Source organism: Nonomuraea glycinis, from assembly GCF_035920485.1.
Taxonomy (GTDB): domain Bacteria; phylum Actinomycetota; class Actinomycetes; order Streptosporangiales; family Streptosporangiaceae; genus Nonomuraea; species Nonomuraea glycinis.
Genome location: NZ_CP109166.1, coordinates 8,231,171 through 8,247,161 on the forward strand (window position 1 = coordinate 8,231,171; position 15,991 = coordinate 8,247,161).

The 15,991-nt window shown below is 70.4% G+C and carries 17 protein-coding genes; 2 read left to right on the forward strand and 15 right to left on the reverse strand.

What is annotated here, in order from left to right; translation table 11 throughout:
- Positions 1–34 precede the first annotated feature (34 nt).
- From OHA68_RS38695 to OHA68_RS38760, 14 genes are all read right to left on the reverse strand, one after another.
- Positions 35–772: an ABC transporter permease gene (locus tag OHA68_RS38695; RefSeq protein WP_189140411.1), complete on the reverse strand. Its 738-nt coding sequence runs from the start codon at positions 770–772 to the stop codon at positions 35–37.
- A complete protein-coding gene (locus OHA68_RS38700; protein ID WP_327104679.1) occupies positions 769–1,647 on the reverse strand; it encodes an ABC transporter ATP-binding protein in 879 nt (292 codons plus the stop codon). The genes OHA68_RS38695 and OHA68_RS38700 overlap by 4 nt, the downstream gene beginning before the upstream one ends.
- Positions 1,648–1,732: 85 nt before the next feature.
- Complete coding sequence (gene hisG, locus OHA68_RS38705) at positions 1,733–2,578, reverse strand: ATP phosphoribosyltransferase (protein ID WP_327104680.1); 846 nt, start codon at positions 2,576–2,578, stop codon at positions 1,733–1,735.
- A 60-nt stretch (positions 2,579–2,638) separates the two neighbouring features.
- Positions 2,639–2,902 carry a phosphoribosyl-ATP diphosphatase gene (locus OHA68_RS38710; protein WP_189140408.1) on the reverse strand — a complete coding sequence of 88 codons (264 nt, stop codon included), beginning with the start codon at positions 2,900–2,902 and terminating at the stop codon, positions 2,639–2,641.
- A gap of 199 nt (positions 2,903–3,101) precedes the next feature.
- The gene (locus OHA68_RS38715) at positions 3,102–4,838 is read right to left on the reverse strand and encodes a DEAD/DEAH box helicase (protein ID WP_327104681.1); all 1,737 of its coding nucleotides are present in this window, start codon (positions 4,836–4,838) and stop codon (positions 3,102–3,104) included.
- Between the two features lie 319 nt (positions 4,839–5,157).
- Positions 5,158–5,517 carry a metal-sulfur cluster assembly factor gene (locus tag OHA68_RS38720; RefSeq protein WP_327104682.1) on the reverse strand — a complete coding sequence of 120 codons (360 nt, stop codon included), beginning with the start codon at positions 5,515–5,517 and terminating at the stop codon, positions 5,158–5,160.
- Positions 5,514–5,954, reverse strand: a complete 441-nt coding sequence (sufU, locus tag OHA68_RS38725) for a Fe-S cluster assembly sulfur transfer protein SufU (protein WP_189140405.1) — start codon at positions 5,952–5,954, stop codon at positions 5,514–5,516. Before sufU ends, OHA68_RS38720 begins: the two co-directional genes overlap by 4 nt.
- A 2-nt stretch (positions 5,955–5,956) precedes the next feature.
- Positions 5,957–7,219 (reverse strand): cysteine desulfurase, encoded by a 1,263-nt coding sequence (locus OHA68_RS38730; RefSeq protein WP_327104683.1) that lies wholly within the window; start codon positions 7,217–7,219, stop codon positions 5,957–5,959.
- The gene (gene sufC / locus OHA68_RS38735; RefSeq protein WP_189140404.1) at positions 7,216–7,962 is read right to left on the reverse strand and encodes a Fe-S cluster assembly ATPase SufC; all 747 of its coding nucleotides are present in this window, start codon (positions 7,960–7,962) and stop codon (positions 7,216–7,218) included. Before sufC ends, OHA68_RS38730 begins: the two co-directional genes overlap by 4 nt.
- Positions 7,963–7,967: 5 nt before the next feature.
- Positions 7,968–8,288 carry a non-heme iron oxygenase ferredoxin subunit gene (locus OHA68_RS38740; protein WP_189140403.1) on the reverse strand — a complete coding sequence of 107 codons (321 nt, stop codon included), beginning with the start codon at positions 8,286–8,288 and terminating at the stop codon, positions 7,968–7,970.
- Positions 8,285–9,409 (reverse strand): Fe-S cluster assembly protein SufD, encoded by a 1,125-nt coding sequence (gene sufD, locus OHA68_RS38745; RefSeq protein WP_327104684.1) that lies wholly within the window; start codon positions 9,407–9,409, stop codon positions 8,285–8,287. Before sufD ends, OHA68_RS38740 begins: the two co-directional genes overlap by 4 nt.
- Positions 9,409–10,821 carry a Fe-S cluster assembly protein SufB gene (sufB, locus tag OHA68_RS38750; protein WP_189140401.1) on the reverse strand — a complete coding sequence of 471 codons (1,413 nt, stop codon included), beginning with the start codon at positions 10,819–10,821 and terminating at the stop codon, positions 9,409–9,411. Before sufB ends, sufD begins: the two co-directional genes overlap by 1 nt.
- Positions 10,818–11,525 (reverse strand): helix-turn-helix transcriptional regulator, encoded by a 708-nt coding sequence (locus tag OHA68_RS38755; protein ID WP_189140400.1) that lies wholly within the window; start codon positions 11,523–11,525, stop codon positions 10,818–10,820. The genes sufB and OHA68_RS38755 overlap by 4 nt, the downstream gene beginning before the upstream one ends.
- Positions 11,526–11,705: 180 nt before the next feature.
- The gene (locus OHA68_RS38760; RefSeq protein WP_327104685.1) at positions 11,706–12,923 is read right to left on the reverse strand and encodes a multidrug effflux MFS transporter; all 1,218 of its coding nucleotides are present in this window, start codon (positions 12,921–12,923) and stop codon (positions 11,706–11,708) included.
- Between the two features lie 165 nt (positions 12,924–13,088).
- Between OHA68_RS38760 and OHA68_RS38765 the strand changes: the two genes are divergently transcribed.
- On the forward strand, positions 13,089–14,021 hold the full coding sequence (locus OHA68_RS38765; RefSeq protein ID WP_189140398.1) for an ABC transporter ATP-binding protein: 933 nt from the start codon (positions 13,089–13,091) through the stop codon (positions 14,019–14,021).
- Positions 14,018–14,788, forward strand: coding sequence for an ABC transporter permease (locus tag OHA68_RS38770; protein WP_327104686.1), 771 nt, complete (start codon positions 14,018–14,020; stop codon positions 14,786–14,788). The genes OHA68_RS38765 and OHA68_RS38770 overlap by 4 nt, the downstream gene beginning before the upstream one ends.
- Here the strand turns inward: OHA68_RS38770 and OHA68_RS38775 are convergent.
- Positions 14,750–15,946, reverse strand: a complete 1,197-nt coding sequence (locus OHA68_RS38775; RefSeq protein WP_327104687.1) for an MFS transporter — start codon at positions 15,944–15,946, stop codon at positions 14,750–14,752. The two genes, OHA68_RS38770 and OHA68_RS38775, sit on opposite strands and share 39 nt — an antisense overlap.
- Between the last annotated feature and the right edge of the window lie 45 nt (positions 15,947–15,991).

Below are 15,991 nucleotides of genomic sequence, written 5' to 3' on the forward strand. Positions count from 1 at the left end.
GCCCTGCGGTAGAGGCAGAGCGCCGCGCTCATGCTCATGCCCGGACCGTGGCCCTGCGGTAGAGGTAGGCCGCCGCCCCGCCCAGCGCGATCCCCCAGCCCGTCACGGTGAGCACGTCGCCCAGGGCCAGGCCGCCGCTCGCGACGACGCTCCAGCCGAGACCGGCGTAGTGATAGGAAGGGGTCAGCTCGGCGATCGCCTGGAACGTGCCGCCCATCACCTCCACAGGAAACCACAGGCCGCCCAGCAGCGACAGCGCGAACACGAGCAGGACGGCGGCGGGCTGGGCCGCCTCCGGTGACAGCAGCGAGCCGATGGCCAGGCCGAGCGCGACGAACGGGATCGCGCCGAGCCACATCACCGCCGCCAGCGCCGCCCACCTGCCCAGCGGCATGCTCACGCCCTGCTGGAGCACCGCCACCGCGAACACCAGCACCAGCGACGGCAGCACGAGCAGCATCGCGATGGCGAGCTTGGTGACCACGATCGCCCAGCCGGGGAGCGGGGTGATCCGCAGGTGACTCAGCCAGCCCGAGCGGCGTTCCTGCGCCCACGGCACGGCCGAGCTCATCATCGACGCGCCGAGCGCACCGTAGCCCGCCATCTGCACCATCAGGTAGACGGACTGCCGGACGCCGGCCGCGCCGGGCTGGTCGCCGTAGATGCCGGCGTTGATCAGGTAGAGGGCCACGGGGAAGAGCACGACGAAGATGGTGTAGCGCCGGTTGCGCAGCGTCCGCAGCGCCTCGGTCCAGGCGTAGTAGAGCATCATGACCTCCCGGTGAGCGCGAGGAAGGCCTCGTCGAGGCCGGACAGTTCGAGGTCGCGTACGTCGAGCGCGGTGTCGCGGTAGAGGGCGGCGAGCGTTGCGTCGGTGTCGCGGGTGCGCAGCGTGGCGATCCCCGCGCCGACCTCCACGGCGGTGACGCCGGGCAGCCGGTCGAGCCCGGCGGCGGGCTGCTCGCCGAGGGCGAAGCGCACCACCTGCCCGCCCGCGCCCGCCTTGATCTGGGCGGCCGTGCCGTCGGCCACCACCCTGCCGCCGGCGATGACGATCACCCGGTCGGCGTGCTCCTCGGCCTCGGCCAGGTAGTGGCTGGCGAACAGCACGGTCCTGCCGCCCGCCGCGTAGGCGCGCATGCTGTCCCAGAACCGCCGCCTGGACTCCACGTCCATGGCTGCGGTGGGCTCGTCGAGCAGCAGCAGCCTGGGGGCTCCGGCCAGGGCGAGGGCGAATCTGACCCGCTGCGCCTGGCCTCCCGACAGCCCGCCCGCCCGCCGCCTGGCCAGCTCGGTGAGGCCGGCGAGCTCCAGCACCTCCGCCAGCCCGAGCGGCGCGGGATAGAGCCTGCGGACCAGCTCGACGAGCTCGCGTACGGACAGCTCGGGGATGAGCTCGCCCTGCTGGAGCATGGCCCCCACCTCGCCGGCCAGGACGGCCCGCTCAGGGGTGTGGCCGTGCACGGCGATCGTGCCCCGGGTGGGCCGGGACAGGGCGAGCAGCATGCCGATGGAGGTGGACTTGCCGGCACCGTTGGGACCCAGCAGGGCCACGGTGGCGCCGGCGGCGATGGTCAGGGACAGCTCGTCGACGGCGAGCACGTCCCCGAAGCGCTTGCTGACGTGGTCGAACACGATGGCGTTCATGCGGGTAACGCTAGGCTCGCCGATCCCGCCCGGTCAGTGAGCTCCGTCCGGGATCGGCGGTGACATTTGTCAGAGGCGGCAGGTGTCAGAGGCGGCAGGCGTAGATGTCGGTGACCAGGATGGCCCGCCCGCCGAGGTCCCAGAGCTGGTCCATGACCTGCTGGTGGCCCTTGCGGCGGACCATCGCGCGCACCGCCACCCAGCCCTCGCGGTGCAGCGGCGAGACCGTCGGTCCCTCCATGCCGGGCGTGAGCGCGATGGCCTCCTCGATCCGCTCGGCGCGGATGTCGTAGTCCATCATGACGAAGTCGCGGGCGTGCACGACCCCCTGGAAGCGGCGGACGAGCTGCTCGGCCGCCTGCGTCCCGGGCGCGCTGTGGCGCTTGATGAGCACGGCCTCCGAGCGCATGATCGGCTCGCCGAACACTTCGAGCCCGACGTTGCGCAGGGTCGTGCCGGTCTCCACCACGTCCGCCACCGCGTCGGCGACGCCGAGCCTGATAGCGGTCTCGACGGCGCCGTCGAGCTTGATGACGCGCGCGTCGACACCCTCCTCGGAGAGGTATTTGTCGAGCAGGCCGGCGTAGGAGGTGGCCACACGCAGGCCCTGCAGGTCCTTGACGGAGGTCATCGTGCCGGCGTTGCAGGCCAGGCGGAAGGTCGATCCGCCGAAGCCGAGCGACATGATCTCCTCGACGGGCGCGCCGGAGTCGATGAGCATGTCCCTGCCGGTGATGCCGACGTCGAGGGTGCCCTCGCCGACGTAGACGGCGATGTCGCGGGGGCGCAGGAAGAACAGCTCGCAGCCGTTGTCCTCGTCGACGACGACGAGCTCCTTGCTGTCCCTGCGCGACCGGTAGCCGGCCTCTTTGAGCATGATCTGGGCGGCCTCACTGAGCGCGCCCTTGTTCGGTACGGCCAGACGTAGCATGTCTGTTCCTCGGTGTTCTCACTGTTCGCGGGTGTGGGCCGGAGGCGGGCGCGGGGCGCCCTAGAGATGCTTGTACACCTCGTCCAGCCCGATCCCTTTCGCGACCATGAGCACCTGCACGTGGTAGAGAAGCTGCGAGATCTCCTCGGCGGCCCGGTCGTTGGACTCGTGCTCGGCCGCCATCCAGCTCTCGGCGGCCTCCTCCACGACCTTCTTGCCGATGGCATGGACGCCGGCGTCGAGCGCGGCCACGGTGCCCGAACCCGCGGGCCGGGTCAGCGCCTTCTCGGACAGCTCGGCGAACAGCTCTTCGAAGGTCTTCATGATCTCTCTCGTCGGTCGGCTGACGTGCGAGTCAAGCCTAGTCTGCGCGGGCACGTGGCGATGCCGCGCGTCCGCCTGGCGAGACCGGGCAGACTCATGTGCCGATCTTGACGCGGCCCATACCGACATGACGAAACGGCGTCGCCCGCCGCACCCCGGAGGGGGTACGGCGGGCGACGCCGCAGATCAACGCAGCGGATCAGCGCTCGAAGCGGCGGCCACCCGAGGCGCGGCGGTCGTCGGAGCGGAAGCCGCCCCTGGCGCCACGGTCGTCCTGACGGGGTCCGCCGGAGCGGTAACCGTCACGCGGCCGGTCGTCGGAGCGGACGCCGTGGTCGGCCGAGAACGGCCGGCCACGGTCACCGGCCGGGCGGCTGCGGTCGTCGGACCGGTAGCCACCCTCACGGGAACCGCCGCGGTCCGCCTCACGGGCACCGCCACGGTCGTCGGAGCGGAAGCCGCCCCTGGCGCCACGGTCGTCCCGGCGGAAGCCACGGTCCTCACCAGGCGCGGCCCCAGCCGGACGGTCGCCGTTGTCGTGACGTCGAGGGCGCCGGTCGTCAGCCGACGCTCCCGCGAAAGGGCGCTCACCACCGTCATGGCGACGGGGGCGACGCTCGCCACCGTCGAACTCGCGGCGGGGACGACGGTTGCGACGGTCCGAACCGCCGTGGCCGCCACCCTCGCGACGGGCGCCGCGCAGCGGCTTGCGGGCGTCGGGCTCCCAGACGGGGATCGACTCGCCACTGGGCGTGCGTGCCCCGGCGACCTCCGCCAGGCGCGGGTGACCGGGAGCGGCCTTGAGCCGGAACGGCTGGATGCCCGCCCGCTTGGTCAGCGCGTCGGTGGAACGACGCTCGTTCGGCAGCACCAGGGTGACGACGGTGCCCTTCTCGCCGGCCCGCGCCGTACGGCCGCCGCGGTGCAGGTAGCTCTTGCTGTCCTGCGGCGGGTCGACGTGCAGCACGAGGCTGATGTTGTCGACGTGGATGCCGCGGGCGGCGACGTCGGTGCAGACGAGCACGTTGACGGAGCCCTCACGGAACTCGGCCAGGATGCGGGTGCGCTGGTTCTGGCGCTTGCCGCCGTGCAGTCCGCCGGCCTTGACGCCGACCCGGGCGAGCTGCTTGCACAGGCGGTCGACGCCGTGCTGGGTCTTGACGAAGATGATCGTACGGCCTTCGCGGTTGGCGATCTCGGCCGTGACGTCGAACTTGTCGTCGCGGCTGACCTGCACCACGTGGTGCTCCATCGTGTCGACCGGGGAGGTCGCGGGGGCGACGGAGTGCGTGATCGGGTTTCTGAGGAAGCGCCGCACGAGCTTGTCCACGTCGCCGTCGAGCGTCGCGGAGAACAGCAGCCGCTGCCCGTCGGTGGGGGTCTGCGCGAGCAGCTCCGTGACGACGGGGAAGAAGCCGAGGTCGCACATGTGGTCGGCCTCGTCGAGGATGCTGATCCGGACGTCGGCCAGCGTGCACTCACCCTGGCGGATGAGGTCGCCGAGCCGGCCCGGCGTGGCGATGACGATGTCGACGCCGCGGCGCAGCGCCTCGATCTGCTTGCCCATGGACATGCCGCCGACGATGACCTTCATCCGCAGGCCGAGGCCACGGCCGAGCGGCTCGATGGCGTCGTGCACCTGGAGCGCGAGCTCACGGGTGGGCACGAGGATCATGGCGCGGGGGCGGCCGGGGGTCGGCCGGACGCCTGCCAGCCGCGCCATGGTGGGCAGGCCGAAGGCGAGGGTCTTACCGGAGCCGGTCTGGCCGCGTCCGAGGACGTCGGCGCCGGCGAGCACGTCGGGGATCGTCGCGCTCTGGATGGGGAACGGGCTGTCGATGCCCTGCTTGGCCAGGCCGTTCACGAGGGGCTTGGGCAGGCCAAGCAGCTCGAACTCGGAAGGGCCAGATGCCGCAGCGGGGGTCGTTTCGGGCATGACAGCGTCAAGCATGGTCACGAAATTCGTGCCTTTCAGTCGAAGTGGCACGTCACTTCTGCGAAAGGACGAGCCAGGGTCGTACGGCGATCTTTGCCGTACACATTGCAGTGCGCCCGCCGCGGGGGCGGAGCGAGGGGAAGGCGCACCTGGGGCGCCGGCCGCAGGCGGCGCGGGACGCGCGATGAGGCGTCAGGTGTCCTAAGGTGCCAACACGGGGCAGATCAAGAGTATTCCCCATGTGGGGACTTGGGAAATCCTAGGCCCCCGGCACGCTGAAGCGGCTGACGCAGTGCGCCAGCCGTACAGCCTGAAAAGATCAGACGTTGAATCCTAGCATACGAAGCTGCTCGCGCCCCTCATCGGTGATCTTGTCCGGGCCCCATGGCGGCAGCCAGACCCAGTTGATCTTGACGTCGGAGACCATGCCTTCGAGCGCGGAGTGCGCCTGGTCCTCGATCACGTCGGTGAGCGGACAGGCGGCGCTGGTCAGCGTCATGTCGATGGTGGCGACGGGCTTGGCGCCGTCGGCGGGATCGAGGTTGAGGCCGTAGATGAGCCCCAGGTCCACGACGTTGATGCCGAGCTCGGGGTCCACGACGTCCTTGAGCGCCTCCATCACCTCCTCGACGGTGGACTCACCGTCGAGGTCGATCGGGGTCTCGACCGGTTTGCTCATCCTGCAGCACTCCTCACAACAGCGTCCTTGTAGGCCATCCAGGAAAGCAGCGCGCACTTGACCCGCGCCGGGAACTTGGCCACCCCGGCGAACGCGACCGCGTCGCCGAGCACGTCCTCGTCGGCCTCCACCTGTCCCCTGCCCTGCATCAGACGGGTGAACTCGGCGACCACGGAGAGCGACTCCTCGACCGTCGAGCCGGTGGTGAGCTCGTGCAGCACCGAGGCGGCGGCCTGGCTGATCGAACAGCCCTGCCCGTCGTAGGAGACGTCCTCGATCTTGCCCGCGTCGCCCATCTTGACGCGCAGGGTGATCTCGTCGCCGCAGGTCGGGTTCACGTGGTGAACCTCGGCGTCGTACGGCTCGCGGAGCCCCCGCCCCTGCGGGTGCTTGTAGTGCTCCAGGATGAGTTCCTGGTACATCGACTCGCCGATCATGGCTATGCGAACACCTTCTGAACGTGGTGGAGGCCGCGCACCAGGGCGTCGATCTCCGCCGTGGTGTTGTACAGGTAGAAAGACGCCCGGGTGGTCGCCGGTATTCCGAACCGCAGGTGCAGCGGGCGCGCGCAGTGGTGCCCGACGCGCACCGCGATGCCGAACCGGTCGTCGAGGATCTGCCCCACGTCGTGCGGGTGGATGCCCGCCAGCGTGAACGACAGCGTGCCGCCCCGCAGGTCGAGCGAGTCGGGGCCGATCAGGCGCAGTGAGGGCACCTCGCGCAGGGCGTCCAGCGCGTAGGCCGTCAGCTCCCGCTCGTGCGCCTCCACGGCGTCCATGCCGATCCCGGTCAGGTAGTCGACCGCGGCGCCGAGGCCGATGGCCTCGACGATGGGCGGCGTGCCCGCCTCGAACTTGTGCGGCACCGGCGCGTAGGTCGAGTGGTCCATCCAGACCGCCTCGATCATCTCGCCGCCGCCGAGGAACGGAGGCATCGCCTCCAGCAGCTCGCCCCGGCCCCACAGCACGCCGATGCCCGAAGGGCCGACCATCTTGTGACCGGTGAAGGCCACGAAGTCGACGTCCAGCTCGGCGACGTTCACGGGGTGGTGCGGCACCGACTGGGAGGCGTCGAGCATCACCAGCGCGCCGACCTCACGAGCCCGCGCGAGCACCTCGGTGACCGGGTTGACGGTGCCGAGCACGTTGGACTGGTGCGCGATCGAGACGATCTTCGTCCGCTCGGTGACCAGCTCCGGCAGCCCGGACAGGTCGAGGCGGCCCTCGTCGGTGACGCCGAACCACTTGAGCGTCGCGCCGGTGCGCTGCACGAGCATCTGCCACGGCACGATGTTGGAGTGGTGCTCCATCTCGGAGATGACGATCTCATCACCGGGGCCGAGCGTGAAGCGGGGATCGGTGTTGGCCCGGTTGCCGAAGGAGTAGGCGACCAGGTTGAGGGCCTCGGAGGCGTTCTTGGTGAAGATCACCTCGTCGCGCGACGGGGCGCCGACGAACGCGGCGAGCTTGTCGCGCGCGCTTTCGTACGCCTCGGTCGACTCCGAGCCCAGCGCGTGCATGGCGCGCCCGACGTTGCTGTAGTGCATCGCCAGGTGCTCACGCATGGTCTCGATGACCTGGGTGGGCTTCTGTGAGGAGTTGCCCGAGTCGAGGTAGACGAGCGGACGCCCGCCGGGCAGCTCGCGGGAGAGAACCGGGAAGTCCTTCCTGATCCTCTCCACGTCCAAGCTGGTGGAAGTCATGCAGACGCCCTCGTGTACTGCTCGTAGCCCTCGGCCTCGAGCTTGTCGGCCAGCTCCGGCCCGCCCTCCTCGACGACCTTGCCGGCCGCGAAGACGTGCACGAAGTCGGGTTTCACGTACCGCAGGATGCGGGTGTAGTGCGTGATCAGCAGCACGCCCGTCTCACCGGTCTCGCGGAAGCGGTTGACGCCCTCCGACACCACGCGCAGCGCGTCGACGTCGAGGCCGGAGTCGGTCTCGTCGAGGATCGCGATCTTCGGCTTGAGCAGCTCCAGCTGGAGAATCTCGTGGCGCTTCTTCTCGCCGCCGGAGAAGCCCTCGTTCAGGTTGCGCTGGGCGAAGGCCGCGTCGATGTGCAGGGCGTCCATGCCGGCCTTGAGGTCCTTGGCGAACTGGCGCAGCTTGGGCGCCTCGCCGTGGACGGCGGTGACGGCCGAGCGCAGGAAGTTGGACACCGACACGCCGGGGACCTCGACCGGGTACTGCATGGCGAGGAACAGGCCGGCGCGGGCGCGCTCGTCGACCGACAGCTCCAGCATGTCGACGCCGTCGAGCAGCACCTGGCCGCCGGTGATCGTGTACTTGGGGTGGCCCGCGATGGCGTAGGCCAGGGTTGACTTGCCGGAGCCGTTGGGGCCCATGATGGCGTGGGTCTCGCCCGACTTCACGGTGAGGTTGACGCCGTTCAGGATCTGCTTGTCCCCGACGGCGACCTGAAGGTCACGGATCTCAAGGGTGGACATGTGTTTTATGACTCCTTCGAGAGCGAGACGAGCACGTCATCGCCGTCGATCTTGACTGTGTAGACGTTCACGGGCTTGGTCGCGGGCGGGCCGGTGGGCTTGCCCGAGTGGATGTCGAAGCACGAGCCGTGCAGCCAGCACTCCAGCGTGCCGTCGTAGACGTCGCCCTCACTGAGCTTCACCTCGGCGTGTGAGCAGACGTCGTGCAGGGCGAACACCTCGTCGCCCTTACGCACCAGCGCCACGGGGGTCTCCCCCACCTCGACGCCGATCACCCCCTCGTCAGGGATGTCGCTCACCTTGCACACCTTCGCGAAATCACTCATCGGGCGAGCTCCGCCTCCACCGCGCTCATCACGCGGTCGCGGATCTCCTCGATCTGGATCTTCTCGATGAGCTGGCCGAGGAAGCCCCGGATGACCAGGCGGCGAGCCTCGTCGAAGGGGATGCCACGGGCCTGGAGGTAGAAGATGTGCTCGTCGTCGAGCCGGCCCGAGGTGGAGGCGTGGCCCGCGCCGGCGACCTCGCCGGTGAGGATCTCCAGGTTGGGGACCGAGTCGGCGCGGGCGCCGTCGGTGAGGATCAGGTTGCGGTTGAGCTCGTAGGTGTCGGTGCCCTCGGCCTCGACCCTGATGATCACGTCGCCGATCCAGACGGCGTGCGCGCCCTCGCCCTGCAGCGCGCCTCGGTAGTCGACGTTGCTCCGGCAGTCGGGCCGGGAGTGGTCGACCAGGAGGCGGTGCTCCAGGTGCTGGCCCGCGTCGACGAAGTAGACGCCGGCCAGGTCGGCGTCGCCGCCGGGGCCGGTGTAGGACACGCTCGGCGACAAGCGTACGAGGTCGCCGCCCAGGGTCACCACGAAGCTGCGGAAGGTGGCGTCCTTGGCGAGCTGGGCGTGGTGGTGGGAGACGTGCACGGCGTCGTCCTGCCAGTCCTGCAGGCTGACGACCCGCAGCGTGGCGCCGTCGCCGACGACGAACTCGACGTTGCTGGCGTAGACGGCGCTGCCCTGGTGCTCGATGACGACGATGGCCTCGGCGAGCGGCTCGACCACGACCACGATGTGGCCGTAGGACGCGCCGTCGACGCCGCCGCCCCGCACCTCGACGCGGATGGGCTCGGCGAGCACGGCCTCCTTGGGCACGGTCACCACGAGCGCCTTCTCGAAGGCGTTGTAGGCCTGCGCGCTGATGCGGTCGGCCGGCACGTAGGCGCGGCCGATGCGGGCGTCGTCGCGGCCCACCCATTCGGAGCTCACGCCGGCCGGGGTGTAGGCCTGGGTGAGCACCTGGCCGGTGACCTCGGCCGTGCCGTTGTGCAGGCCGCGCAGGCGGGCCAGCGGCGTGAAGCGCCAGGCCTCCTCACGCCCCGTCGGCACCTCGAAGTCGTCCAGGTCGTAGGACGCCTTCTCGTGCAGGGTCGACAGGGGCTTCTCGTTCAGGCCCATCAGCCGACGGCTCCTTCCATCTGCAGCTCGATCAGCCGGTTGAGCTCGAGCGCGTATTCCATGGGCAGCTCACGGGCGATCGGCTCGACGAAGCCGCGCACGATCATCGCCATCGCCTCGTCCTCCTCGAGCCCGCGGCTCATGAGGTAGAACAGCTGGTCCTCGCTGACCTTGGAGACCGTGGCCTCGTGCCCCATCGAGACGTCGTCCTCGCGGACGTCGACGTAGGGGTAGGTGTCGGAGCGGCTGATCTGGTCGACCAGCAGCGCGTCGCACTTGACGGTGCTGGCGCTGCCGTGCGCGCCCTCCTCGATCTGCACGAGACCGCGGTAGGAGGTACGGCCGCCGCCGCGCGCCACCGACTTGGAGATGACGCTGGAGCTGGTGTGCGGTGCCAGGTGCACCATCTTGGAGCCGGCGTCCTGGTGCTGGCCCTCGCCGGCGAACGCGACGCTCAGCGTCTCGCCCCTGGCGTGCTCGCCCATCAGGTAGACGGCCGGGTACTTCATCGTGACCTTGGAGCCGATGTTGCCGTCGATCCACTCCATGGTCGCGCCCTCGTAGGCGACGGCGCGCTTGGTGACCAGGTTGTAGACGTTGTTCGACCAGTTCTGGATGGTCGTGTAACGGCAGCGGGCGTTCTTCTTCACGACGATCTCGACGACCGCGGAGTGCAGCGAGTCGGAGGAGTAGATCGGCGCGGTGCAGCCCTCGACGTAGTGGACGTAGCTGTTCTCGTCCACGATGATCAGGGTCCGCTCGAACTGGCCCATGTTCTCGGTGTTGATCCGGAAGTAGGCCTGCAGCGGGATCTCGACCTCGACGTTCGGCGGCACGTAGATGAACGAGCCACCGGACCACACCGAGGTGTTGAGCGCGGCGAACTTGTTGTCGCCCACCGGGATGATGGTGCCGAAGTATTCCTTGAAGAGCTCCTCGTGCTCCTTCAGGCCCGTGTCGGTGTCGACGAAGATGACACCCTTCTCCTCGAGGTCCTCACGGATCTTGTGATAGACGACCTCGGACTCGTACTGGGCGGCGACGCCGGCGACCAGGCGCTGCTTCTCCGCCTCGGGGATGCCGAGCCTGTCGTAGGTGTTCTTGATGTCGGCGGGCAGCTCCTCCCAGGAAGCGGCCTGCTTCTCGGTCGAGCGCACGAAGTATTTGATGTTCTCGAAGTCGATGGTCGTGAGGTCGGAGCCCCACGTCGGCAGCGGCTTCTTGTGGAACAGGCGGAGCCCCTTCAGGCGAAGGTCGAGCATCCACTCCGGCTCGTTCTTCAGCGCGGAGATGTTGCGGACGACCTCCTCGGACAGGCCGCGCTTGGCCGTCGCCCCCGCGGCATCCGAGTCGGACCAGCCGAACTTGTAATTCCCGAGGCCTTCAAGCTCCGGGCGGTCGGTGACAGTCACCTTCCGGTCTCCTTGCTCTTGTCTCTATGTGCGGTCTCGCCCAGCGATTGCGGGCTCACGTGCGTGGTGCAGACCCCGTCGCCGTGCGCGATGGTGGCCAGGCGCTGCACCGGTGTGCCGAGCAGTTGCGCGAACGCCTCCGTCTCGGCCTCACACAGCTGCGGGAACTCCGCCGCCACGTGGGCCACCGGGCAGTGATGCTGACAGAGTTGGTCGCCACCCGACTTGGCCTTGCTGGCCGAGGCGGCGTAGCCCTCCGCCGACAGCGCCTGCGCCAGCACTTGCACACGCTGGTCAGCCGGCACTGTCCGCATGACCGGCTCCAGCCGCGTCAGCAGGCCGGACACCTGCGAGCGGGCGAAGTCGGCCACTGCTCCCGCACCCATGCGCTCGGCCAGGAAGCGCAGCGCGCTCCCGGCGAGGTCGTCATAGGCGTGCTCGAAAGCACTGCGCCCCGCGTCGGTGATGGCGAACAGCTTGGCCGGTCGCCCCCGCCCGCGCTCACCGCGCGGACGCACCGTACGAGGCTCTATCATTCCATCCGTCAGCAGCGCGTCGAGGTGACGGCGGACGGCGGCGGGCGTGAGCCCGAGCCGCTCGCCCAGCGCCACGGCGGCGATGGGTCCGTGCTCCAGGATGAGCCGGGCCACGCGCGCACGGGTGCTGCGCTCGCTGCCTGGCTCGATGGTGGGCACGGGCTTCATCGGTCGCTCACCACTCCTGGTTCGTCGCGCGGGGAGATCGCCTGGCGGCGCCGCCCGTTTTGCTCAGCGGATCGGACTCGCTTCTTGTTTTGACAACATCAGTGTGCCGTAATTCCTTCCCCGTTCTCAAACGGATCCGGTTACCGGTTCAATGCAATTTCTCACGCAGGGTAGCCTTACCTAACTTTTCCTCTGCCGCCCCAGCACCATGAAAGTCAGGACCGAGAGGGCCAGCAGGACGAGCATGGTGACGGCCATCGGCAGGGCCGAGTCCGACCCGAAGAGGCCGACCAGCGGGGCCGCGCCGGCGCCCATCGCGAACTGCATCACGCCGAGCAGCGCCGAGGCCGATCCGGCGATCTGCTGGGGCTGCTCGGCCAGGGACAGCGCGCCGGTACCCGGCAGGACCAGGCCCTGGCCGCACATGATGACGAACAGGCCGGCGATGATCGCGGGCAGTCCGAGGCCCGTCGCGGCGCCGGCCAGCATCAGCCCGCCACCGGCCAGCGCGACGAACAGCCCGACGACGACCAGCGTGGCCGGCGGGACGCGGCCCGACAGCCGCCCGCCGACCTGGGCCATCAGGACCAGACCGAGGGCGTTCGCGCCGAAGATCAACGAGTACTGCGCGGGCGTGGCGTCGTACACCTCTTGCAGGACGAACGGCGAGCCGGAGATGTAGGTGAACATCGCGGCGAAGGAGAGCCCGGCGGTGAGCGCGTACCCCATGAAGGCGCGGTCGCGCAGCAGGTGCCAGAACGTGCGCAGGGTCTGCCCGAGCCCGCCGCCCGCCCGCTCGCCCGCGGGCAGCGTCTCGCGTACGCCGAAGAGCACCGCCACGAGCAGGACCAGGCCCATCAGGCTGAGGGCGACGAACACGCCGCGCCAGGAGGTGAACTCCAGCAACTGGGCCCCGGCGATCGGGGCCAGGATCGGTGCCAGGCCGCTGACCAGCATGAGGGTGGCGAAGATGCGGGCGATGGCCGCGCCGTCGTAGAGGTCGCGGACCACGGCGCGGACGATGACCAGCGCCGCGCCGCCCAGCACGCCCTGCAGCAGGCGCAGCACGATGAGCACGGGCACGGAGGGCGCGAACGCGCACAGCAGCGAGGTGACGGTGAATCCCGCCACGCCCACGAGGAGCGGCATCCTCCTGCCGCGCACGTCGCTCACCGGCCCGGCGACGACCTGGCCGACGGAGACGCCGATGAGGCAGGCGGTGAGGGTGAGCTGGACCTGGGCGGGCGCGCTGACCATCTCGCCGCTGATGGCGGGCAGCGCGGGCAGGTACATGTCGATGGCCAGCGGCCCGATCGCCGACAGCGCTCCCAGGATCAGGAGCAGCAGTCCTCGGCGGTCCTCCTTGGCGACCGGAAGCGTGGCCTGTGCCACGGACATGCGGAACCCCTCTCCCTCATAGGTGTGACCCATGAGGGCCGAGGGAACAAACCAGCATTCGGTCCCCCAAATTCCCAATTTTGCCCCAAATCCTCCATAGGAGGATATTTCTTTCGGGCCTACCTGTGGCCCCGACCGGCATGGCCTGTCCCTAGACTCGTGGCCATGGAATCCCCAGCCGTCGAGCCGGCGGCCGAGCCGGCGGTTGAGATCATCGAGCTGGTCAAGCGCTACGGCGGCGCCACCGCGATCGACGGCCTCACCCTGCGCGCCGGCCGTGGCGCGGTCACGGCCGTGCTCGGCCCCAACGGCGCGGGCAAGACGTCCACGGTGGAGATCTGCGAGGGGTTCCGCAAGGCCGACGCCGGCACCGTGCGGGTGCTGGGGCTGCCCCCCGACGCCCCCGCGCTGCGCCCCAAGGTGGGCGTCATGCTGCAGTCCGGCGGCGTGCCGCCCGCCATGCGCTGCGGCGAGTGGCTGCGCCTCGTCGCCCGCTTCTACGCCCGTCCGCTGGACGCGGGCACCCTGCTGACGCGGCTGGGGCTCTCCGATCACGTACGGACCCCGTACCGCAGGCTGTCGGGCGGTCAGCAGCAGCGGCTCTCGCTGGCCGCGGCCGTGATCGGCAGGCCGGAGCTGGTCTTTCTCGACGAGCCGACGGCGGGCCTGGACCCGCAGGCCAGGCACGCCTGCTGGGAGCTCGTCGGCGAGCTGAGGAGCGCCGGCGTCTCGGTGGTGCTGACCACCCACCACATGGACGAGGCCGAGCGGCTGGCCGACCAGGTGGTGATCATCGATCGCGGCCGGGTGGTCGCCGAGGGCAGCCCCGCCGCGCTGACCGGGGCCGAGCGGCAGCTCCGCTTCCGCGCCCGGCCGGGGCTGGCGCTGGAGGAGCTGCTCAACGCGCTGCCCGCCGGCAGCGCCGCCAAGGAGTCACCCGCCGGCCACTACATCATCGAGGGCCAGGTGGGACCCGAGCTGCTGGCCACCGCGACGGCGTGGTGCGCGGCCGAGGGCGTCATGGCCGACGACCTGAGCATCGAGCGCCGCACGCTCGAAGACGTGTTCCTGGAGCTGACGGGCAGGGAGCTGCGATGACCTCCGCGCTGGACTTCACCCCCGCCCCGGGGGCGGCGCCGCTGCCCCGGATGGTGCTGGCGCAGACGGGCGCCGAGGTCCGGGCCATGCTGCGCAACGGCGAGCAGCTCCTGCTCACGCTGATCATCCCGGTGCTGCTGCTGGTCGGCTTCTCGGTGGCGCCGCTGATCGACGTCGGCGGCGGCAGCCGGGTCGGCTTCCTGACCCCCGGCGTGCTGGCGCTGGCCGTCATGTCCACCGCCTTCACCGGCCAGGCCATCGCGACGGGCTTCGAGCGGCGCTACGGCGTGCTCAAGCGGCTCGGCGCGACCCCGCTGTCCAGGACCGGGCTCATGCTGGCCAAGACCCTCGCGGTCATCGCGGTGGAGGCCGTGCAGGTCGCGGTGCTCGTCCTGGTGGCGCTGGCGCTCGGCTGGCGGCCGCAGGGCTCGGCGGCGGCCGTCATCCTGCTCATCCTGCTCGGCACGGCGGCATTCAGCGGGCTGGGCCTGCTCATGGCGGGGCTGCTGCGGGCCGAGGCGACGCTGGCCGCCGCCAACCTCGTCTACCTGCTGCTGCTGGCGGCCGGCGGGGTGGTCTTCCCGCTGTCGAAGTTCCCGGACTCGGTGCGGCCGATCCTGGAGCTGCTGCCCATCTCGGCGCTGACCGGGGGCCTGCGCGCGGTGCTCACCGGCGGCGCGGCACTGCCTCTGGGCGCGGTCGCGGTGCTGGCCGGGTGGGCGGTCGTGTCACTGGGGCTGGCCGCTCGCACCTTCAGGTGGGAGTAGGCCGTAGCGGCGCCTGCTGAGCGTCGCCACCACGGTCAGCGGGACGGCGACGGCCGCCGTGAGCCCGAACAGCAGCGGATACGCGCCGTTCTCGGCCAGCGGCCCCGCCGCCCACGACGCGACGGCGCCGCCCACGAAGAGCGAGGACGCGAAGAAGGCCACCGTCGTCCCCCTGGCCTCCGGAACGACGGAGGTGGCCCAGGTCTGCAGCGAGGAGTGGATGAACGAGTAGCCGCCGCCCAGCACCAGCGAGCTGACCGTCACCGTGGCCACGCTCACGTCGGCGGCGACGATCGTGTAGGCGGCGCACAGCTGCGCCCCGCCGATGGCGATCAGCAGCCACACCGGCCGGCCTCGCGACAGCCGCATGACCAGCCGGGAGGACAGCCACACGCCGATCCCGTAGGTGGCGGTGCCGAGACCGGCCACCGTGGTGGAGATCCCATGGTGCTGCAGCGCGGTGGCCAGGAACGCCATCGTGCCGAGCAGGACGGCGCCCTCCACGAAGGCCAGCGAGAACACCAGCAGCGCCCACGGCCTGCTCAGCACCGCGCGGACGTGCCTGCCCAGTCCGGCGATCTCGACGCGCGGCGGCTCCGGCACCGCGCGCAGCGCCAGCACGCACACCAGCGCGCAGAGCGCCGGCACGGTGAAGACCAGCCGCCAGCCCGCCAGGTCGCCGAGCAGGCCGCCGACCCCGGTGGCCGTGGCGGTGGCCACCGCCATCACGCCCATCAGGCTGGACAGGGCGCGCTGACGCAGCGCGACCCCGACCGTGTCGCCCACGTAGGTGAGCGAGGTGGGGATCACTCCGCCGAAGCAGGCGCCCGCCACGATCCTGGCCACCACCAGCGTGCCGAGCCCCGGTACCAGCGCGGAGACCAGGCCCGCCAGCGCCGCGCCCAGCAGGGCCACCCGCATCACCCGCAGCCGGCCGAACCGGTCGGACAGCACGCCCCACATCGGCTGCGACAGCCCGTAGGCGAGGTAGTAACCGCTCGCCACGGTGACCGCCGCGGCCAGGGGAACGTCGAGCTCCACCGCGATGAGCACCAGCATGGGGGTCACGGCGACGCGGTCGAAGCTGCTGACGAAGCAGGACGCGGTCAGCGCCGCAGGCGGCTTGGCGAGCGTGGCCGGGGGGACGGTTTGCGTCATAGGTCCTATGCCAGGTTCGTCGGTTGTCTGACAGTAAATACCAGC